This is a genomic window from Sorangium sp. So ce448, assembly GCF_051520915.1.
Lineage (GTDB): Bacteria > Myxococcota_A > Polyangia > Polyangiales > Polyangiaceae > Sorangium > Sorangium cellulosum_B.
The window spans coordinates 3,712,404-3,732,280 of the sequence record NZ_CP150343.1; the positions used below are offsets into that span (position 1 = coordinate 3,712,404).

The 19,877-nt window shown below is 73.2% G+C and carries 14 protein-coding genes; 7 read left to right on the forward strand and 7 right to left on the reverse strand.

What is annotated here, in order from left to right:
- Positions 1-86 precede the first annotated feature (86 nt).
- Positions 87-1,673: a hypothetical protein gene (locus WMF45_RS14310; RefSeq protein WP_437717448.1), complete on the forward strand. Its 1,587-nt coding sequence runs from the start codon at positions 87-89 to the stop codon at positions 1,671-1,673.
- Positions 1,674-1,778: 105 nt separating this feature from the next.
- Here WMF45_RS14310 and WMF45_RS14315 read toward each other — a convergent pair whose 3' ends face one another.
- The 4 genes from WMF45_RS14315 to WMF45_RS14330 form a co-directional block, all read right to left on the reverse strand.
- Complete coding sequence (locus WMF45_RS14315; protein WP_437717449.1) at positions 1,779-2,966, reverse strand: CaiB/BaiF CoA transferase family protein; 1,188 nt, start codon at positions 2,964-2,966, stop codon at positions 1,779-1,781.
- A 210-nt stretch (positions 2,967-3,176) separates the two neighbouring features.
- Positions 3,177-3,521: an SCP2 sterol-binding domain-containing protein gene (locus tag WMF45_RS14320; RefSeq protein WP_012235105.1), complete on the reverse strand. Its 345-nt coding sequence runs from the start codon at positions 3,519-3,521 to the stop codon at positions 3,177-3,179.
- A 199-nt stretch (positions 3,522-3,720) separates the two neighbouring features.
- Positions 3,721-4,878: an IMP dehydrogenase gene (locus WMF45_RS14325; protein ID WP_437717450.1), complete on the reverse strand. Its 1,158-nt coding sequence runs from the start codon at positions 4,876-4,878 to the stop codon at positions 3,721-3,723.
- A 127-nt stretch (positions 4,879-5,005) separates the two neighbouring features.
- Positions 5,006-5,350: a biotin carboxylase N-terminal domain-containing protein gene (locus tag WMF45_RS14330; protein ID WP_437719541.1), complete on the reverse strand. Its 345-nt coding sequence runs from the start codon at positions 5,348-5,350 to the stop codon at positions 5,006-5,008.
- A 217-nt stretch (positions 5,351-5,567) separates the two neighbouring features.
- On the opposite strand from WMF45_RS14330, the gene xseA reads away from it, so the two are divergent.
- The 3 genes from xseA to WMF45_RS14345 are packed head-to-tail and all read left to right on the forward strand — an operon-like array spanning position 5,568 to position 10,448.
- The gene (gene xseA, locus WMF45_RS14335) at positions 5,568-7,289 is read left to right on the forward strand and encodes an exodeoxyribonuclease VII large subunit (protein ID WP_437717451.1); all 1,722 of its coding nucleotides are present in this window, start codon (positions 5,568-5,570) and stop codon (positions 7,287-7,289) included.
- Positions 7,276-8,262: a shikimate dehydrogenase family protein gene (locus WMF45_RS14340; RefSeq protein WP_437717452.1), complete on the forward strand. Its 987-nt coding sequence runs from the start codon at positions 7,276-7,278 to the stop codon at positions 8,260-8,262. Before xseA ends, WMF45_RS14340 begins: the two co-directional genes overlap by 14 nt.
- The gene (locus WMF45_RS14345; RefSeq protein WP_437717453.1) at positions 8,259-10,448 is read left to right on the forward strand and encodes an amylo-alpha-1,6-glucosidase; all 2,190 of its coding nucleotides are present in this window, start codon (positions 8,259-8,261) and stop codon (positions 10,446-10,448) included. The genes WMF45_RS14340 and WMF45_RS14345 overlap by 4 nt, the downstream gene beginning before the upstream one ends.
- A gap of 25 nt (positions 10,449-10,473) precedes the next feature.
- Here the strand turns inward: WMF45_RS14345 and WMF45_RS14350 are convergent, their stop codons facing one another.
- Both WMF45_RS14350 and WMF45_RS14355 read right to left on the reverse strand, forming a co-directional pair.
- The gene (locus WMF45_RS14350) at positions 10,474-11,397 is read right to left on the reverse strand and encodes a DUF4123 domain-containing protein (RefSeq protein ID WP_437717454.1); all 924 of its coding nucleotides are present in this window, start codon (positions 11,395-11,397) and stop codon (positions 10,474-10,476) included.
- A gap of 242 nt (positions 11,398-11,639) precedes the next feature.
- Positions 11,640-13,238: a lipopolysaccharide biosynthesis protein gene (locus WMF45_RS14355; protein ID WP_437717455.1), complete on the reverse strand. Its 1,599-nt coding sequence runs from the start codon at positions 13,236-13,238 to the stop codon at positions 11,640-11,642.
- A 57-nt stretch (positions 13,239-13,295) separates the two neighbouring features.
- Here WMF45_RS14355 and WMF45_RS14360 point away from each other — a divergent pair, with 57 nt between their 5' ends.
- Both WMF45_RS14360 and WMF45_RS14365 read left to right on the forward strand, forming a co-directional pair.
- Positions 13,296-14,042 carry a class I SAM-dependent methyltransferase gene (locus tag WMF45_RS14360; protein ID WP_437717456.1) on the forward strand — a complete coding sequence of 249 codons (747 nt, stop codon included), beginning with the start codon at positions 13,296-13,298 and terminating at the stop codon, positions 14,040-14,042.
- 156 nt (positions 14,043-14,198) lie between these two features.
- Positions 14,199-15,443: a glycosyltransferase family 4 protein gene (locus WMF45_RS14365; RefSeq protein WP_437717457.1), complete on the forward strand. Its 1,245-nt coding sequence runs from the start codon at positions 14,199-14,201 to the stop codon at positions 15,441-15,443.
- Between the two features lie 19 nt (positions 15,444-15,462).
- Here the strand turns inward: WMF45_RS14365 and WMF45_RS14370 are convergent, their stop codons facing one another.
- Positions 15,463-16,623, reverse strand: a complete 1,161-nt coding sequence (locus tag WMF45_RS14370) for a glycosyltransferase family 4 protein (RefSeq protein WP_437717458.1) — start codon at positions 16,621-16,623, stop codon at positions 15,463-15,465.
- Between the two features lie 355 nt (positions 16,624-16,978).
- Between WMF45_RS14370 and WMF45_RS14375 the strand changes: the two genes are divergently transcribed.
- Positions 16,979-19,816 (forward strand): cation-translocating P-type ATPase, encoded by a 2,838-nt coding sequence (locus WMF45_RS14375; RefSeq protein ID WP_437717459.1) that lies wholly within the window; start codon positions 16,979-16,981, stop codon positions 19,814-19,816.
- Positions 19,817-19,877: the final 61 nt, after the last annotated feature.

The following is a 19,877-nucleotide window of genomic DNA, read 5'->3' on the forward strand; positions in this document are numbered from 1 at the left end:
CGCGGGGGCGCCGTCTGGAGGGGGCGGTGGGGCTCGTCCAGCCGTCTGTTAGGTCCTGGATCCTTCTTGGGGTAACCTCGGGCGCGATGGTTACGCCTCGCCTACGTCTCGGTCAGCTCCTGGTCGACGCGCGGATGATCACCCAGGACGCCCTCGAGAGGACCCTGGAGCAGCAGCGCACGGATGGCCGGCGGCTCGGGACGCTCCTTGTCGAGCAAGGGCTCATCAACGAAACCCAGCTGACGCAGATCCTGTCGCACCAGCTCGCTGTCCCCTGGGTGTCGCTCCTGCACATCGAGTTCTCGCGGCAGCTGCTCAACCTCGTCCCGCACGACGTGGCCGAGCGCTACTGCCTCGTCCCGATCTACGTTCGCCACGTCCGCAACCAGGGCGAGACCCTGTACGTCGCGATGGACGATCCGACGAACGAGGACGGCATGAAGGAGTGCATGGCGTTCTCCGGCCTGCCCGTGCGCGCGATGATCGCTCCGCCGAGCGACATCCGGAACGCGATCCGGGTCTATTACGGAGCGCGCGCCCGCTCGGCGCCGCCGCCCGCGCCCGCGGCGAAGCAGGCCCAGGTGAGCGAGCCGCAGTCGCGGGCGCGCCCCGCCGACCCGCCGCCTTCGTCCGAGCTCTCCGGAGCACCCGAGACGGCGCGCCTTGCCGATGAGCCATCGTCGACGTCGACACCGATGCCGACGTCGACGCCGGAGCCCTTGCTGCTCACCAGGCCCGCGATGCGATCCGGGGCGCGGCTGGTCGAGGACGCGGGGCCGGCGATCGAGACCTCCGATGTCGACCCCTCCGACGTGGGCGTCATGGATGACGAGCTGGCGTGGGAAGCGCCTCGCCCCGTGGCCAAGGAAGTCCGCAGCTCCCCGGAGGAGCGGCAGATCCGCGGCCGACCGGACGAGCGCTCGCGGCCGACGTTGAAGGTCGCGCCGACGCCCGAGCTGCTCGCGGCGGCGCAGGCAGCACGAGCCGCGCAGCCCGCGCAACCTGCGCAGCCAGCGCAGGCGCAGTTCACGCAGGCGGCGCAGACGCAGTCCACGCAGGCGGCGCAGGCGCAGGCAGCGCAGCCGGAGCGCCGGAAGACGATGCGCCCGAGCTCCGCGCCCGGGCCCGTCGCGGCGTCCGCCGGCGACGCGGCGCCGAGCATGGACGGGGCGCCAGCGTCGAGCACGCCAGCCGCGGCCCTCCTCGGCGCGGTGCTCGGGCGCGCCAGCGTTGCGGCGCGCACCGTCCCGGAGAGCGTGCCCGACTACGGCGACGAGCCCCCGAGCGAGCGCGAGGTGCGCAACATCCCCGCGCCGCAAGGCCGCGGTCGCCGGCGGATGGTCTCGCTCACCCTCCTCGACGGGACGACGATCACGCTCCCCGCGCGCGGGTCCAAATCCCAGCAGCAGCAACCGCAGCAGCGGAAAGAAGCCCCATCCCCCCGCGCCACCGCGCAGTCGGAGCCGCCTCCTCCGCCCACGGCGGACGATTCGGGCCTCACCGCGCGCGATCTGGTTTCCGCGCTGCGCGCGGTGTCGCACGGCGCCGACGCGAGCGAGATCCTCGGCAACAACGTGCGCTGGGAGGCGATGTTCGCCGCGCTCCTGTCGCTGATGCTCAAGAAGCACCTCATCGCCGACTGGGAGTTCGTCGACGAGCTGAAGAAGATCTGACGCGAAGCAGGAGCTCGGTCGCCGCTGCCGGCGCGCCGCGCGCATCTTCAGCGTGGCGCGCGGCGCGTTCAGCGTCGCGCGCGGCGCGCTCGCGAACGGCGGCCGTCAGCGTGCCTCCCGCGCCGCGCCAGCGCGGATCAGCGCGTCGATCTCCTCTTCCGAGAAGCCCGCGTCGCGGAGCACGGCGCGCGTGTGCTCGCCGGCGCGAGGCGCCGGCGTGAACGCGACGCCCGCCGGCGTCACCGGCGTCCTCAGCTGGGGGATCCGACCGCGTGGCGAGGCGATCTCGAACAGGAGATCGCGCGAGGCGAGGTGGGGATCCGCCGCGGCGCTCCGGGGATCGAGGACCGGCTCGAGGCAGCAGTCGCGCTCGGCGGCGAAGGTCTCCCACTCGGCGCGCGTCCTCTCCCGAACGACGGCGGCCAGCTTGCGCTTGAGCTCGGCCTGGTGCGGCCCGGGGACGAGCGCGCTCGGGTCGGGCTCGAGCCCGGCGCCCTCGCAGAACGTGGCCCAGAACTTCGGCTCCAGCGCGGCGAGGGCCATCGCGTGCCCGTCCTTCGAGAGGTAGGTGTTGTACGGCGCGAGCCCGCCGGTGAGCGGCTCGCCGCCCGCCGCGCGCGCCGTTCCCCTGGCCGCTTCTCCTCCGCTCGCGAGCGCGGCGGCGAGCGTGGGAAGGGCGAAGCCGAGCACGCCGTCGGTCATGGCGATGTCGAGCACCGCGCCCTGCCCGGTCCGCTCCCGCTCGCGCAACGCGGCGAGGACGGCGATCACGCACCACATCCCGCCGCTCATGTCGGCGATCTGGAAGCCCGGTACCTGCGGCGGCCCCTCGGCGGGCCCCTGTGCGCCGAGGACCCCCGCGCGCGCGATGTAGTTCAGATCGTGCCCCGCGCGCGCCGCCAGGGTGCCCGTCTGACCGTAGCCGGTCAGCGCGCAGACGATGAGCCGCGGGTTGTCCGCGCGCAGCGCCGCGTGACCGAGTCCCAGCCGATCGAGCACCCCTGGGCGGAACTGGTCGAAGAGCACGTCGTAGCTGGCGACGAGCCGGCGGAAGGCCCCGCGACCCTCAGGCGTCTTCAGGTCGAGCAGGGCGCTGCGCTTGCCGCGGTTCAAGAGCTGGAACGCCGCGGATTCTCCGGCGATCTGCGGGGGGAGCTGGCGCAGGAAGTCCCCGCCAGCGACGTCCTCGATCTTGTCCACCGTGGCGCCGAGATCCGCGAGTACGAGGGTCGCGAAGGGGCCTGGCAAGAGCCTCGAAAGATCGAGGACACGCGTGTCGGTGAGCGGGCGCACGGCGGCTTTGCTGTCGTTGCGCGAGATCCGTCGAGGGATCGAGCGATCGAGGAATGATGGGCGAAGGGCGCGCCGCGCGCAGAAGTCACCCGAGGTTGGCTGGGGTGGACGCACGGGCCGCGATCCACCCGTGGGCCGTTCGCCCAGTGAGCCGTTCGCCCGCGCCGCGCGCGGCGGCGCAGGTGGGCTCGCCCCCCGCCGGCGCCCGGATCAGCCCGCGTTGAGCTGGAACAGCTTCGGGAGCTTCATCGCGAGCATCTGGTTGCCCGTGACCTTCAGCTTGCCCGCGAAGAAGAGCTGCATCGAGTTGGCCTGCGGGTTCTCGTGCAGCTTCTGGAAATCCTCGCTGCTGAGCGAGATCGTGACATCCGCGTTGCCAGGGTTGCCCGAGGAGAGCTTGGGCCCGCTGTCGGACAGGTCGATCAGCCACTCGCCGCCGCCCTCACCCGTCACGTTGATCTGGTACTTCCCGCCGATCTGCTTGGCCGCGTCCGAATGCTTCACCAGCGCAGCGGGCAGCTCCTCGTTGAACAGTTTCTGGATATCGACGGCCATGGATCGCCTCCGGATGTCGTGTGGGACGTGGTGACTCGAAATCGCCTGGATACCAAGCGCGGTTTACCCGTGCCCGCGCGCGGGAGTCAAGCGAAGCACGACGCCCGCGCGCTGTCTCCTCGCTCCGTCAGGGCAGCCCTGGCGCGCCGTCTCGTCGACCCATCAGGACAACCCTGGTGCTGGGTTCACCGTGGATGAGTTATGCGCGCGCGCGCGGCGCCTGCGCGGCGGGTCGGGGCGCCTTGTCCAGCGCGGATCGGATCGGGACCATCAGCAGGCGATCGATGGCGACGCGCTGATCGGCGGGCGGCGGGCTCTCCGGTATGCCCTGCATCAGCCGGAGGTCGCGGAGCGCGCCGCGATCGAGCGGGCCGAGCGATGCCCCCAGCCCGTCGAGCGGCGGCGTCATCGCGGGGAGCAGACAGACGAGGGAGATCTCGTTGGTACCCTGGCGTACCCACGTTCCCTGGTACACCGCGATCGCCTGCCCGAGCGCCTCCTGGAACACGAACGCGCGCCACTCGAGCGGCGCCGTCAGATCGAAGACGCGACCGCCGGCGCGGAGCTCCCGGCTGTCGAGGCCGAGGGCGGCGCCGCGCGCGTCGGTCAGGAGGAAGCGATCGAGGCACCCGGGAGAGCGCAGCGTCAGCTCCTCGAGGAGCGCGGCGAGCGCCGCGGGGCTGAGCGAGATCGGCTCGCCGTCCGGGCCGATCGCCTCGAGCCCGACCTCGTCGGAGCCCACGACGGACGCGTGGTCGAGCAGCGCGGCGAAGGTGCGCCTCGAGGCGCCGTCGAAGCCGGCCCCGATGGAGGACATCCCTGCGCTGGAGCTGAGCAGGGCGACGATACGATCCCGGCGCGGCGTCGCGAGGAGCGTGACGCCGAACCGCTCGCGGGTGGTGAGCAGCACGTGAGGAGCAGCGCTGCCCTGGCTTCGAAGGAGCAGCTGCTCGCCCTCGAGGCTCAGCCCGCGCCGGCTCACCTGCGGAGGGGGCACGAGCTGCCGCCGTCCCCGCGCGAGCAGCGTGACCGCCGCCGTCACGAGGGCGACCGGCAACAGCGCACGGAATATCAGGCCGCGCGCGGTCACGACCAGCACGAGCGCGGCCAGGAAGAGCGGGATCGCCCAGCGCCGCCGGGTGTCCGCGCCGCCCGCCGGCGTCACATCGGGAGCGGTCGCGTCGAACCACCGGGTCTGTGGGAAAGGCGTCACGGCGGCATCGCTCGCCGGCTCGCCCGCGCGCTGCGTCGCCGGCCTGCCTGTCGCAGAGGGAGGCTCGTGGGCTCGGACCTCGATCGACGGGACCATCGCGACGGACCCAAGCGGGTCCTTCTGGCCCTTCGCCTCGCGTCCCATCGCACCTCCACCCCGGCCGAAAGTTGGCGGTAGAATAGCATTGACCGAGGCCGGAGCGAGGGGACTTTGGGACAACGCGCTGCGTAGGGTGCTGCGCGTTGTTGACGACCCGCTCTGTTGCGACCTGTTACGACCGGTTACGACCGGTTACGACCTGCCGAGGACGTCCCCGGCGGGTCGCGGATGGCGCGCGCTGCGACGTGTCACGCCGCGTGGCGACCCCTCCTCGGCGACGAGGTACCCGACGAGGTCCGCTCGCATGCTTCCTCGAACTCGCGGTTTTCCGTACCCGAGTATGGATAGCGCTCGCCCCGGAACGCCTGGTGACGCGGCGGCTCCGGTCGAAGCGGAGGTAGCTCTCGGCCACAGGCGCGGGGCCGATGGCGTACGACGCGCTCGCGAGGCGGACATGGAGGTTGTCGCCGCCTGCGTCGCTGCGGACGGCGATGCCCCGGAGGCCGGCCTCATGCAGCGATCGGAGGACTCACACCGCGATCTCTCCGCGGTTGGGGAAGAGGACCTCGCGGATCACGAGCCGGCCCTCTCACACGAAATCGCCTCCGCGAACGGCCCGTCTCTCCGCCGCTCCGCGCCGAGCCTCGTCGCGCGCCCGACGGCGGGCTCGCCTGACGCGGGATCAGGCCCGCGAGAGTCTTTCCACAGGCCGAGCAAAAGGGTACGTCTGCCCTGTGCAGCGCCGCGATATCCCGCCCGAGCTCTCGTTCGCGGCCCTTCCCGTCGCCGAGCCTCGCGAGCTCACGGGCTCGCCGCCCTCGCGCCGCCAGCGGGGCGCCGAGCCGGAGGTGGTCTCGGTCGCGGAGCTGGATCGCCGGCTGAAGCGGATCCTCGAGGGGTCGACCGCGGACGTACGCGTCGAGGGCGAGATCTCGGGCCTGCGCGTCGTGGGCAGCGGCCACGCCTACTTCACGCTCAAGGACGAGAGCGAAGAGGCGGCCATCGACTGCGTGATGTACAGGACCGCGGCGCCGCGCGCGCGGAAGCTGCTCGCCGACGGCGCGCGCGTCGTGCTCACGGGCCGCGCCACGGTCTACGTGCCTCGGGGCCGGCTCCAGTTCTCCGCGGACGACGCGCGCCTCGCAGGCCGCGGCGCGCTCCTGGAGGCGCTCTTCCGCCTCAAGGAGAAGCTCGCCGCCGAGGGGCTCTTCGCGCCGGAGCGCAAGCGCAAGCTGCCCGTCGATCCGCAGATCATCGGCGTCGTCACGAGCGGCGACGGCGCGGCGATCCACGACATCGTGACCGTCGCGTTCCGCCGCGGCGGCGCGCGGCTGATCCTGGCGCGCACGCCGGTGCAGGGCGCCGGCGCAGGGCAGCGGATCGTGCGCGCGATCGCGCTGCTCGAGGAGTTCCCGGGCATCGAGGTGATCATCGTGGGGCGCGGGGGCGGCTCGGCCGACGACCTCAGCGCGTTCAACGAGGAGATCGTCGTCCGGAAGGTCGCGGCCGCGCGCGTGCCGATCGTGAGCGCCGTCGGGCACGAGATCGACGTCGCGCTGACCGACCTCGCCGCCGACGCGCGCGCCGCCACGCCCTCGCAGGCCGCAGAGATGCTCGTCGCGGACGCGGCCGCCCGGCGCGCGGCGCTGGAGCACCTCGAGGCCCGCATGCGCCGCGCGCTCGCCCACCGCCTCCGGGGCGCTCGGGCCGATCTCGACCGGCAGCGCGCCCGGCTCGGCTCGCCCGCGCAGATCCTGGCGGAGCCCCAGCAGCGCATCGACGACGCCATGGCGAGGCTCCGGCGCCGCATGGAACGCATCCTCGTCGAGGACGGCGCCGCGCTCCAGCGCTTCGAGCGGAGGCTCGCCGCGCGCCACCCGCGCGCGGTGCTCGCGGGCGCCCGCGGGGCGCTCAGGCCGCTGTCGGTGCGCCTCGCCGCCGCCGCGCACCGCCACGTCGCCCTCCTGCGGGAGGGCTTCGCGGGCGACGTGGCCCGGCTCGAGGCGATGTCGCCGCTCCGCGTGCTCGCGCGCGGTTACGCCATCGCGACGGACGCGTCGGGGCGCGCGGTCCGCGATCACCGCGAGGTCGCGCCGGGCGATCCGATCGCGGTGCGCGTGCACCACGGCGCGCTCCTCGCGCGGGTCGTCGTCACGGCAGGTCCGGACGAGCCGCTCGTCGCGGGCCACGCGCCGGCGCCGGCCGCAGCAGCGGCGGCAGCGGCGGCGCCCGCGCCGCCTGCGCGCCAGGGCGGCGGCCCGCGCGCCGCGTCCGGCCGCGCGCCGAGGCGCAAGAGGACGCAGCCCGGCGCGCCCCCGTGCGAGCAGCTCGGGCTCGGCTTCGCGGCCGAGGAGCACGCCCCGACCCTCGGTCGCGCGGGCGCTGTCGGCCAGGTCTCGGTGGGGCAGGGCGGCGCGGAGGCCGGCTCTGAGGAGAGGCACCATGTCGAACGCTGAGCGGCGAAGGTTCGGTCTCGTGGGGCACCCGGTGGGCCACTCGGTCTCGCCGGCGATGCACTCGGCCGCGTTTCGGGCGCACCACCTGCCGCACATCTACAGCGCTTTCGACGTGCCCACCGGCGCGGAGCTCGCGCGCTTCGTCAGCGACATCCGGAGCGGCCTTATCGCCGGCGCGAACGTCACGATCCCGCACAAGCGCGCGATCATGTCGATGGTGGACGACGTGGACGCGAGCGCGGCCGACGTCGGCGCCGCGAACGTCCTCTGCGCGACGGAGGCGCGCCGCGTGACGGCGTACAACACCGACGTGGTCGCGCTCCGCGACGAGCTCGCGCTGCTCCTGGGATCCGCCCCGCCCCGCGGGGACGATCCGGAGGGGCCGTACGGCGCGCGCTCGAGCCCGCGCCAGCGCGCGGTGATCATCGGCGCGGGCGGCGCGGCGTTCGCGGCGATCGCCGCGTGCAAGCTGCTCGGCTATCACCTCATCAGCGTGACCACCCGCTCGTGGACCAGCACCGAGGCGATGCTCGAGTCGCCCGCGGGGCAGCGCGCGTCCGAGCTCGGCGCGCTCACCGCGCCCTGGCCGATCCCGACCGACAGGTCGATCAGCAGCAAGTCCTCCGTGGCGCTGCGGCTCAACTGGAGCGAGTTCACCGTCGCCGCCGACCTGATCATCCAGGCCACGAGCGCCGGCATGCTCGGGGGGCCGCCCGGGGAGGAGGTCACGGGCATCATCCCGTGGGACGCGCTCTCGCCGAGCGTGTGCCTCTACGACCTCGTCTACAACCCCCCGGTGACGCCCTTCCTCCGGACGGCGCGCGAGAGAGGGCTCCGCGCCGAAGGCGGGCTCGGGATGCTGGTCGGCCAGGCGGCGCAGTCCTTCACGCTCTGGACCGGCCTCCCGGCGCCGGTCGAGGTGATGCGCGCCGCCGCCGAGGACTCGCTCAGGAAGGCAACCGGCGGTCGATGAGCTCGGACGGATCCCGGCGGAATTCCCCGACCCACGACGCGCTGTCGTCCACGCCCGCGGCGCCCCGCGGCCAGGGCGCCGCGCTCGAGCACGCCTCGCCGTGGCCGCACGTCGAGGTGCGGGGCCAGTTCTCGATCGCGCGCAAGGAGTGGCTGCACACGAACGGCGCGGGGGCCTACGCGAGCTCGACGATCGCCGGCATGCACACCCGCCGTTACCACGGCCTGCTCGTCGCGGCCCTCGACCCTCCGCGGCGCCGGCACGTCATGCTCTCGCACGTCGACGTCTGCGTTCGCCCGGTCCGGCAGCAGGGCGCGCCGTTCGAGCGCCGCGCCTCGTGGCCGCGGTGGGACCTCGCCAAGCACCAGTTCCCGGGCATCGATCCGGAGAGCAGCTCGTTCTACCTCGAGCGCTTCGATCAGGATCCGCTCCCGCGCTGGGCGTACGCCGTCCCGGGCGGCGAGCTCGAGGTGACGCTCGGCCTCGTGCGCGGCGAGAACGCCGCCGTCCTCCGTTATGCCTGGAGCGGGGCGGATCCGGTGATGTTGACGCTGCGCCCGCTCCTCGCCGCCCGCCACATTCACCAGCTGCTCCGCGAGAACGGCGGGATCTCCCAGAAGGTCGAGCTGCGCGCAGGGGCGGCGCGCGGCGAGCCCGGCTCGGGGCGAGACCGCCCCGTGATGGGCGAGGTCCGGGTGCAGCCGAACCGCGCGCTGCCGAGGATCTGCTTCCGCTACCAGGGCACGTTCGTCGGCTCGCAGGACTGGTGGCGACGCTTCGAGTACCTCGGCGAGCAGGATCGGGGCCTCGACTTCCTCGAGGATCTCTGGACGCCGGGCCATTTCGAGACGGTGATCGGCGCCGAGCCCGTTCACCTGCTCGTGGCGGTGGGCGCGCTGCCCGACGACGAGCCGGAGAACCTCCTCGCGGCGGCGAGCGCGGCGATCCGCGCCGAGGACCCGGGGCCCCGGCGCCCGCTCCTGGAGCGGAAGCTCTCCATCGCGGCCGAGGCGTTCCGCGCCGACGCGGCCGCGCGGCCCAGCGTCATCGCGGGCTACCCCTGGTTCGAGGTGTGGGGCCGCGACGCGCTGATCTCCCTGCCCGGCCTCTACCTCGTGCCGCGCAAGACCGAGGCCGCGATCCGCGTCCTCCGCGCGATGATCGACGCGATGCAGGACGGCCTCGTGCCGAACCGGCTCCCCGACGCGGGCGAGCCGGCGGACTTCCACGCGGCCGACGCGACCCTCTGGCTGTTCGAGGCGGCTCGCCTGCTCGCGGACGTGGTCGGCGACACGCACCCGTTCGTGGCGGGCGAGCTGCTCGGCGCGCTCCGCGACGCCTTCGAGTCCGCCGTGCGCGGGACCCGGAACGGGATCCACGTCACGGCCGACGGCCTCTTCGCCGCCGGGCGTCTGGGCGAGGGCGCCGTCGATGGGCTCACGTGGATGGACGCGCGCGTCGCGGGCCGCGCGGTCACCCCGCGCGCCGGTTGCCCGGTCGAGCTCACGGCGCTGTGGGCGAAGGGCTCGGAGACGCTCGCGCGCCTCGCGCGGGCCGCCGGCGACGCCCGCCTCGCGGGGCGGGCGGAGGCGGCCGCGAGCGCAGCGCGCCGGGGCTTCGCCGCCCGCTTCTGGTGCGAGGCGACCGGCTACCCGTACGACGTCATCTCGGAGCACGCGGCGGGGGAGGGCGCGTTCCGCGACGCGTCGATCCGCCCCAACGCGCTGATCGCCGTCGCCGTGGATCCCGCCTGCTTCACGCCCGAGCGGGCCGCGTCGCTGCTCGATCGGGTCCGCCTGGAACTCGTGACCCCCGCCGGCGTGCGCACGCTCTCGCCGGCCGATCCGGCCTACGCGCCCCGGTACCAGGGAGGCCCCGAGGCGCGCGACAGCGCCTACCACCAGGGCACGGCCTGGCCGTTCCTGCTCGGGTTCTACGCGCGCGCTGCCCGGCGCTTCTCCACGCTCGGCGAGCACGTGATCCCGCTGCTGCACCGGCTCGCGGCCTCCGCGGCCGCGAACGAGATCGCGCTCGGCCAGGTGCCCGAGGTCGCGTCCGGCGAGCCGCCGCACCACCCTGGTGGCAGCTTCGCGCAAGCCTTCAGCGTGGCGGAGCTCCTGCGCCTCATCGCCTGGGACCTGCCCGCCCAGGACCCAGGCAGCGCCGCGGGCGCGCCGCCGCGCTGATCCGCGCCGGCCCCGGCGCGCGCCTTCAGCCTTCGCGTTCCAGCGCCGCCTCCTCGCGCAGCGCCTTGCCGCCCCGGGCGGTGAAGCGGAGCAGCTTCCCCGGGTCCTCGGCCTCCATGGCGAAGGCCTCGACCTCCTCGAACAGCGCCTCGATCTTTCGAGGACCACACGTGGGCAGGAAGCCGCGGAGCACGCGCGGGTCGTAGAACCGGAAGTACTGCTGCTTGCCTGTCCCGTTCTCGACGAGGAGAAATCGGCGGAGGTGCTTCCGCACGTCGCCGAACGGGCGGTCGCTCGTGAGGAAGACGCCCCAGCAGTCGCCCCAGCCGCCGTCGACCAGCGCGTCGAGCAGCCTGGACCCGTGCGGGAGGTGCACGAGCGTGGGGCCGACGTCCGCGAGGATCTCGCCCTGGAAGCCGGTGTAGAGCGAGGCGGTCTGCTCGCCCGCCTCGCCGAGCAGCAGCCGGATGCGCGGGTCGCGGGCGGCGTCGACCACCGCGAAGAGGGGCGAGCGCTCCTGCCGGAGCCGCGCCCGCGCCGACGCGGCGAACGGCGCCCCGGTCGCGAGCACCGCGGCCCTGCGCGCGCGGCGCGAGGGCGGCGCGGGCTCGGTCGGCGCGTAGCGGCGGTTCACCTCGCGGCGCGCCACCGCGAAGAGGGTCCCCCCCGCGCGGATCTCGTCGCCGTCCCGGAGCGACACCTCGCGCGCCCGCTCCCGGTTGACCTGCGTCCCGTTGCGGCTCCCCAGGTCGCGGAGGAGATAGCTGCCGTCGATCTGCTCCACCGAGAAATGCAGGGCAGAGAGCTCTCCGTCGCTCGTGATCGAGAGATCCGACTCGGGCGCGCGGCCGACGAGCAGCGGACGGTCGCCAGGGATACGCGCCGTCTGCCCGGCCAGGGGGCCCGAGATGACCCGGAGGACGAGCCCTGCTTCCTGGTCTTCGCTCATGGTCGTCTCCATCGCACAAGGCGCCGATGAGGCCGGCAAGTAAGCCTAGAACACCGCTCGGCGGGAAATCCACCCGAAGGCGGGCGCCACGCGATGGACGATCGGAAGATTATCAAGCATTTCCCGCGTTCCAGGCGAGGCCTTCCAGCCGAGCCGCGCTTTGAAGCGGCATGCGCGGATTCCGCGTCCGCAGCCCTCGTGTCGCCGCCCGAGACAGCGAGGGTGCGACGTGCGCGGGCGCATCAGCCGTGGCGGCCGCGCAGCGGATCGAGGCGGAGCCAGCGCGCGACGAACGCCCGGTCCTCGGGGGCGAGCAGGCCGGTGATCCGCGCGGCCACGAGGTAGAGCCCTAGATAGAGCGGGGCGCCGAGCGCGAGGCAGAGCGCGGGGCGCCTGTCGGCCGCGCCCGTGAGCAGGAACGCGGCGAGCGGCGCGGCGGCCACGATCGTGGTGGCCGCGACGCGCCCGTAGTGGCCCCACGGGAAGACGCCGCGGAGGCCGACGCCGGAGAAGCGCGCGATGCAGACCACGGTCGAGGTGATCACGACCACCTGGGTCAGGACGGCCGAGAGCGGCGCGCCGACCATCCCGATCGTGGGCAGGAGGGCCAGGTTCGCCGCGGCGTTGAACACCATCGACAGCACCTGGACACGCAGGATCATCGACGTCTTTCCGAACGCCATCAGCGGGATCGCGTACGCCGTCACGCGCAGCGGCAGGAGCGCGGAGTAGATGCGAAACGGGACGGCGGCGCCGGCGTAGGCGTCGCCGTAGATGGTGCGCATGAGCGGCTCGGCGAGGAGGAGGAGGAACGCCGCGACCGGGAGCATGATCAGCGTCGTCTTGCGGATGCCCGAGTGCCACAGGTCGATCGCCGCCCTCGCGCCCTCCGCGGGCGTCCGCGCGTTCTCGACGCGGGCGACGAGGTCGGGGAGCATCGTCGAGGCGACGGAGTAGGCGAGGACGCTGACGAGCGGGAGCTCCTGCGCGCCGACGGCGAACTCCGCGTAGAGCCCCGCGCTGAAGAAGAGGCCGATGACGAACTTGTCGAGCTTCTGGTTGAAGAGGCCGGCGAAGCGCGTCACCGAGAGCGGGAACGCGTAGGCGAGCTGCGCCTTGACGCCGCCCGGGAACGGAGCCGCGGCGACGTCCTGGAACAGCCGCGCATAGAGCCGGTAAGAGAGCCAGAGCCGGAGGGCCTGGGCCGCGCACTGGGCGGCCAAGATCCAGGCGATCGAGCACCCGAACGCCGCAGGGACGATCGCGCCCGCGGCGTTCGAGAGCGTGACGACCAGCGCGACGCCCGCGGACTTGCGGTGGTTGTTCGTGGCGATGAAGAGCGGGCCGAAGACGCTCGCCGGATAGGCGATCATGCTCATGAGGCCGATGAGCAGGAGGAGCTGCGTGACGCCCTCGCGGCCGTCGAGGAAGACGCTGGGGACCAGGGCGAAGGCCGAGAACGCGAGCGCGGAGAGCGCTCCGAGGCCGAGCAAGAGCAGCATGCTCTGCCGCACCAGCCCACGGAGCTCGGCGCGGGTCACCTTCGGCGCAAAGTAGAGGAACGACTCCGGCAGGTAGAGCTGCGCGAGATCGCGCCCCGTCATGAACAGCATCGTCGAGAACGCGAGCGTGCCGTATTCGGCCTTGCCGAGCAGGCGCACGACGAGGACACCCTGCACGAGGATGATGAGGGTGCTCACGAACTGCCCTCCGACGATCATCCCGATCCGGTCGGCGAGCGACGTCCCCTGCGCCTCGGCTGGCCCCGGCGCCTCCCGGGCGGCCTGCGGCGCGCTCGACGGCGCGCCTGGATCGACCCGGGCCGGCTGCTGGTGCTGCATGGCGGCTCGGTAGCACATCCTTGCCTGCGCGGTGGCCGCCGTGGCATGCGTGCCGCGATGCCTGATCAACTTCTCCAGGACGGGGAGGGCGGCGGCTTCGAGCGGGATCTCGAGGCGATCAACCGGTACTACGCCGAGCGCTTCCTGCCGGCGAACCCCTGGGCGAGCCTGCTCAATGCGTACCCGTACCTCGTCGCGCGCCAGCGGCAGCGCCGTATGCGAGACGCGCTCGTCGCGTGCGGCGTGCGCACGCCCGAGGCGCTGCGCGAGATGTCGGTGCTCGACGTGGGCTGCGGAGCGGGCTCCAACCTGGCGTGGCTGGTCGAGCTGGGCGCGGACCCCTCGCGCCTCACCGGCATCGATCTCATCGCGCAGCGCACCGACGTCGCGCGATCGCGCTTCGCCGGCATCCGCTTCATGGCGGGCGATTTCCTGAAGGCCGATGTCGGCGGGCCGTTCGACATGGTGATGATGCTCGCCGTGCTGTCGTCGGTGACCAACGCAGAGCTCAAGCGGCGCCTCATGGACAAGGCGATCGCCCAGCTCAAGCCGGGCGGCATCTTCTTCTTCTACGACGTGATCTCGCGGCGCCACGTGCCCGGCACGCCCGAGTACCAGCGCCTCACGTTCGCGGAGCTCGAGGGGTACGTCGCCCCACGAAAGATGCGCTACTTCCGCAAAGATCTCCTGAGCCGCGGCGTCGCGGAGCGGCTCCTGCCGCGCGTGGGCGTGACCGTGACCGAGCTCGTCCAGGCGACGCGGCTGTTCAACATCGACGGGACCTTCGCCTATATGCGCGGCTGATCCACCGGATCGAGGGGTCGGGCAGCGCTCCGCGGCGGAGGCCCGGCTGGCCCCCGGCGCGTCGGGGCGCCACGGCAAAGTGGCGAGCCGGGGCGTGGCACCTCGAGAGCGGCGCCATCGGGCGGGGCCGTGTGTTATCACGCGCGCGGTTCCGACATGCCGCAGCGCCGCTTCCTGTTGATCAGTTACTTCTACCCTCCGCACGGCGGCGCGGGCGTGCAGCGCGCGCTGCACCTCAGCCGGATTGCCCCCTCCCTCGGGTGGGAGCCGGTGGTGCTCGCGTCCGGCGAGCGCGGCACGACCGCGATCGATCGCTCGCTCCTCTCCAAGGTCCCGCAGGGGGTCCGCGTGGAGCGCACGCGCGCCGCGGTCGGCTTCGGAACGCTCTTCGGCGCCCTGCCGGTCGACGCCTACCTCGGCTGGTTTCCCTTCGCCCTGCGGCGGCTCTCGACGATCCTCCGTGAGGAGCGGTTCGATCTCGTGTTCAGCACGTCGGCGCCCTTCACGGCCCACCTCCTCGGGGACCGCGCGCGGCGCGCGCTCGGCGTCCCCTGGGTGGCCGATTTCCGGGACCCGTGGACCGACAACAACTTCCTGCCGCTCTACCGCGGAGAGGGCCCGATCGCCCGGATGCGCCAGCGCGTGGATCGGCGCGTCGAGGAGCGCATCTTCGCGGGCGCCGACGCGGTGCTGGTCACGGCGGACCCGTTCCGCTCGCTGCTCGTCGAGCGGCGCGGCGTCCCCGAGGGCAAGGTGCGCCTCGTGCGGAACGGCTTCGACGCGGAGGATTTTGCCGAGTCGTACGCGCCCCGGCCGGACCGGGGCGGCCGCTTCCGCCTCCTGTTCGCGGGCAACATGTACGGCGACTACAACCTCGCCTCGGTGTTCCGCGCGGCCGAGCGGCTCCTGTCGCGGCGCGCCTTGCCGGGCTTCGAGCTCTCCATCGTGAGCCGCGCGGTCGCGTGGGCGGAGCGGGAGGGCAGGAAGTACCCGCACCTCCGGCCGCACCTCCGGATCGAGGCGCCGGTGCCGCACGACCAGATCGTGGCCCGCTACCGGGACGCCGACGCGCTCGTGCTGTGCGCGCTGGATCCGCTCTCGACGCCCGGCAAGCTGTACGAGTACATCGCCGCAGGCCCGCCGGTGCTCGCCTTCGTGGTGCCCGGGACCGACGCGGCGCTCGTGCTGTCGCGGACGGGGGCGGGGGAGGCGGTCCCCACGGACGACGTCGAGCTGGGGGCGCTGGCGATCGAGCGCGCCTACGATCGCTTCCGCCGCGGGGAGCTGCCCGCCCGGCGCGAGGACGAGATCGCGAAGCTCACGCGGCAGACGCAGGTCGCCGAGATCGTCGCGCTGTTCGAGCGCCTCGCCGAGGGGCGGCGCGGGGCGCAGGCGCGCTGAGCGCCGCGCGCGCCGGCCGCTACGCGTGCTGGCCCGAGGTCGCCGCGGCGGCGGCGACGGCGGCGCGGTAGAGCGCCTCGAACTGGTCGACGCACCGCTGCCAGTCCGCGCGCTCCACCGCCCACGCGCGCCCGCGCTCCGCGAGGCGCGGTCCGAGCTCGGGCTCGTCGAGCAGCCGGTCGAGCGCCGCGACGAGCGCCGCGTGGTCCGCGGCGGGGACCAGGAGCGCGCGATCGTGAGCGAGCACGCCCTCGTAGGCCGGCAGATCGCTCGCGACGATCGGCACGCCGAGCGCCGCGAGCTCGCAGAACGTGGACGGCACGCCGTCGACCTCCAGCAGCGAGACCGCCGCGTCGGCCATCACGTAGAGGCCAGGGAGCTCGCTGTACAGGCACGGCTCGGCGAACCTCACGCTGTCGCTGACGCCGAGCTCGCGCATCATCGACGTGAGCGTCTGCACGTACGGGAGCTCCTCGGATCGGCCGTGCAGCTTGATCACGAGGACGCCCTCTTTCGCCCAGCGGCTCGCGGCGAAGGCGCGGAGGATACGATCGACGTGGTAGTGCGGCTTCGTCTGCCGCGGGCTCAGGAGGACGCGTTTTCCGGGCTCGATCCCGAGCGCGCGCCGGAAGCGCGCCGCCCCGGCGAGCGACCTTTGCCGCTCGTACGTCGCGAGATCCACGCCCCAGAGCACGATCTCGCAGGGGACGGCGCCGGCGCGCTCACCCATGCGCGCCCGCGCCCTCGCCAGCAGGGGCACGCTGTCGGCGCTGACGGCCGAGGCGTGGGACAGCACGTGGTCGACCCTCCGGACCGTCCGCCGCGACTTGTGGAGCACCTCCGGGTTGATGTCGGATCCCCACGCCGTGGCGACGATCGGCGGGCCCCCCCGCATCCTCGACCAGAGGTCGTGCCAGGGGCGCAGGAAGTTCAGGTGCACCACGTCGACGCCGAGCTCGCGCACGCGCCGACGCGCCCAGAGGCGCCGGATCGCCTGTGGGATCAGGGAAGAAACGAGCCTCAGCTCCTCGCAGCGCTCCCCGTACTCGCGCTGGATGGCGGCCGCGACCCCGGGCGCGTCGCAGACGATGACCCGGTGGCCCCGGGCGGCGAGCGCGGCGCCGAGGCGGGCCTGCTGCGGGGCCCTTGGATCGCCGTGGAGGAGCACGGTCAGACGCACGCGGCGCGTGTACAGGAAGGCCCCGCCCGCGTAAAGCGTCGCGCCGGTGCTCGGTCACCCACGACTACCCACGACGCGCTGGTCGTCGTGGGTGACGCCAGCGTGCTCGCCGGTCGAATGTTCCGCGCGCGGGCGAGACAAAATTCCCCACCCGGGTGAAAAGGTCCCGCGGAACGTCGGCATGCGTGCTGCTCAGGGCGCTGAACAGCCCGGTTCCACCCTGGCATGGTCTGGCATGAGACATGCCAAATGGCAGGGGAAACCAAGCGCCAGCCACGTGCAGAGCACGTGATGAGCAGCCACAGCCGGTCGGAACAGCGCGCACAGCGCGGCTGCCACCGCAGGAGATGACTCCATGTCCCAACGCGTCCTCCCCCCGTCGGTCGCGATCGCCTGGCACAGCCTGCCTGCCCCCGATGTGCTCTCCAGGATCGAGAGCGCCGAGGCCGGCCTCGCGGGTGACGAGGCCGCCAGGCGGCTCAAGGATGTCGGGCCCAACGTGATCCAGCGCGCGAAGGGCGACGGCCCGCTCAAGCTGCTCTTCCGTCAGATCAACGACCCGCTCATCTACGTGTTGCTCGCGTCGGCGGCCCTCGCGATGGCCATGGGCGAGGCGATCGACGGCGCGGTCGTGCTGGCGGTCGTGGTGCTCAACACGGCGATCGGCTTCGTCCAGGAGCTCCGCGCGGGCAAGGCGATCGAGGCGCTCGTCGACATGGTGCCCCAGACGGCCACGGTCGTGCGCGGCGGCCAGCGGAGCGTGATCCCCGCCGCCGACGTGGTCCCCGGCGACGTGGTGGTGCTCGACGCCGGCGACAAGGTCCCCGCCGACGCCCGGCTGCTCTCGGTGAAGAACCTCCACGTGGACGAGTCGGCGCTCACCGGGGAGTCGGTGCCGTCGGACAAACACGTCGCCGCGGTCCCCGAGGACGCCGGCGTCGGCGACCGCAAGAACCTCGCCTTCGGCGGGACGCTCGTGACCAGCGGCGCGGCCACCGCGGTGGTCGTCGCCACGGGCGCCGCGACCGAGCTCGGCCGCATCTCCTCGATGCTCCACGAGGCGACCGAGATCGAGACGCCGCTCACGCGCTCCATGGCCAAGGTCGGCCGCGTGCTGACCATCGCGATCGTCGCGGTCGCGCTGCTCATCGTCGGGGTCGCGCTGCTCCGTGGCTACCCGCCGGTCGACGCGATGCTCGCGGGCATCTCGCTCGCGGTCGCCGCGATCCCGGAGGGGCTGCCCGCGATCATCACCATCTCGCTCGCCATCGGCGTGCAGCGGATGGCTCGGCGCCGCGCGGTGATCCGGAAGCTGCCCGCGGTCGAGACGCTGGGCAGCACGGGCGTCATCTGCTCGGACAAGACCGGGACGCTGACGCGGAACGAGATGACGGTCCGGGCCCTGTGGACGCCCGCCGCCGGCGCGCAAGGGGAGGCGGCGCTCGAGCAGGCCGGAGCCGCGCTCGAGGTGACCGGCGTCGGCTACGCGCCCGAAGGCGAGCTCCGCCGCGACGGCGCGCCGGTCGGCGAGGTGCCCGAGGCGGTGCGCGCGCTGCTCCGCGCGGGGCTGCTCTGCAACGACGCCCGCATGACGCGCGAGGGGGACGCCTGCGGCATCGAGGGCGACCCGACCGAGGGCGCGCTCGTCGTCGCGGCCCAGAAGCTCGGCGTGGACGTCGAGGGGACGCGGCGGGAGCACCGCCGCGTCGATGTCGTCCCGTTCTCGTCGGAGCGGCAGCTCATGGCGACGCTCCACGAGGCCCCCGGCGGAGACCGGGTGATCTTCATGAAGGGGGCGCCCGAGGCGGTGCTCGGCCGCGCCGCGATCGGCGAGGCGGGGCGGGCCCAGGCGATGGCGCAGGTCGAGCAGATGGCGGCGCAGGGCATGCGCGTGCTCGCCGTGGCGTCGCGGCCGGCGGGCCGCGACGTGGCCTCGCTCGACGAGGAGCACCTCCCGGAGGGGTTCGAGCTCCTCGGCCTGGAGGGGATGATCGACCCGCCGCGTCCCGAGGCGATCGACGCGATCAAGGCGTGCCACGCGGCCGGGATCACCGTGAAGATGATCACGGGCGATCACCTGGCGACCGCGCGGGCGATCGGCGGGCAGCTCGGGCTCGTGCCCGACGGGGCGCGCGCGATGAACGGAACGGAGCTCTCGCGGCTCTCGGAGGGCGAGCTGCGCGCGGCGGCGACGTCCACGCACGTGTTCGCGCGCGTCGCGCCGGAGCACAAGCTCCGCCTGGTGAAGGCGCTGCAGGCCGAGGGGAAGGTCGTCGCGATGACCGGCGACGGCGTGAACGACGCGCCCGCGCTCAAGCAGGCGGACATCGGCGTGGCCATGGGGATCACGGGGACCGCTGTGTCGAAGGAGTCCGCCGACGTCGTGCTGACGGACGACAACTTCGCGAGCATCCGCGCGGCGGTCGAGGAGGGGCGCCGCGTCTATGACAACCTGGTCAAGGCGCTCGCGTTCGTGCTGCCGACGAACCTGGGCGAGGCGCTGATCCTGCTCGTGGCGGTGATGAGCTTCCCGATCGTCGGGGGCGCGCCGCTCATGCCGATCACGGCCGTCCAGATCCTCTGGGTCAACCTGGTCGCCACGGTCGCGCTCTCCCTGCCGCTTGCGTTCGAGGCGATGGAGAAGGACGTGATGAGCCGCCCGCCCCGGGATCCGGACGAGCCGATCCTGAGCCGGTTCGTGCTCGTGCGTACGGCGATCGTCGCGGTCCTCATGACGGCCGGGGCGATCGGGCTGTTCTTTTACGAGTACATCACGGAGGTGCGCGGCGGCGTCGTCTCGGAGATCGCCTACCGCGAGGCCCAGACCGCGGCGGTCACGACGGTCGTGCTGTTCCAGATCTTCTACGTGCTCAACTGCCGGTCGCTGCGCGACTCGATGCTGAAGATCGGGCTCTTCTCGAATCCCTGGGTCTACGTCGGGATCGGCGCGCTGCTCGCGCTGCAGCTCTGCTTCGTCTACGCGCCGTTCATGCACACGCTGTTCGGCTCGGCGCCGCTCTCGCTCGACGCGTGGGTGAAGTCGACGCTGGTGGCGATGTCGATCTTGCCGGTGATGAGCGCCGAGCGGTGGTGGCGCACACGCCGGGCGCGGCGCTCGGCGGAGCGCGAGCGCAGGTCCGACGCGTCCGACGTGGGCGGCGTCGCGGGCGCGATGGCCAACCGCGGCGCCTAGGTATCGCAATCGTAATCGTCATTGTAAGCAGCGAGGATGGTGAAGATACCGAGCGCCGGCC

What these genes read in the sequence shown, in the direction of transcription:
- WMF45_RS14325 (WP_437717450.1), bottom strand. Translation starts at nt 4,878, where the DNA reads ATGGGACGCGAGGCGAAGGGCCAGAAGGACCCGCTTGGGTCCGTCGCG.
- WMF45_RS14310 (WP_437717448.1), top strand. Translation starts at nt 87, where the DNA reads ATGGTTACGCCTCGCCTACGTCTCGGTCAGCTCCTGGTCGACGCGCGG.
- WMF45_RS14345 (WP_437717453.1), top strand. Translation starts at nt 8,259, where the DNA reads ATGAGCTCGGACGGATCCCGGCGGAATTCCCCGACCCACGACGCGCTG.
- WMF45_RS14340 (WP_437717452.1), top strand. Translation starts at nt 7,276, where the DNA reads ATGTCGAACGCTGAGCGGCGAAGGTTCGGTCTCGTGGGGCACCCGGTG.
- WMF45_RS14365 (WP_437717457.1), top strand. Translation starts at nt 14,199, where the DNA reads ATGCCGCAGCGCCGCTTCCTGTTGATCAGTTACTTCTACCCTCCGCAC.
- WMF45_RS14350 (WP_437717454.1), bottom strand. Translation starts at nt 11,397, where the DNA reads ATGAGCGAAGACCAGGAAGCAGGGCTCGTCCTCCGGGTCATCTCGGGC.
- WMF45_RS14375 (WP_437717459.1), top strand. Translation starts at nt 16,979, where the DNA reads ATGTCCCAACGCGTCCTCCCCCCGTCGGTCGCGATCGCCTGGCACAGC.
- WMF45_RS14355 (WP_437717455.1), bottom strand. Translation starts at nt 13,238, where the DNA reads ATGCAGCACCAGCAGCCGGCCCGGGTCGATCCAGGCGCGCCGTCGAGC.
- WMF45_RS14320 (WP_012235105.1), bottom strand. Translation starts at nt 3,521, where the DNA reads ATGGCCGTCGATATCCAGAAACTGTTCAACGAGGAGCTGCCCGCTGCG.
- WMF45_RS14360 (WP_437717456.1), top strand. Translation starts at nt 13,296, where the DNA reads ATGCCTGATCAACTTCTCCAGGACGGGGAGGGCGGCGGCTTCGAGCGG.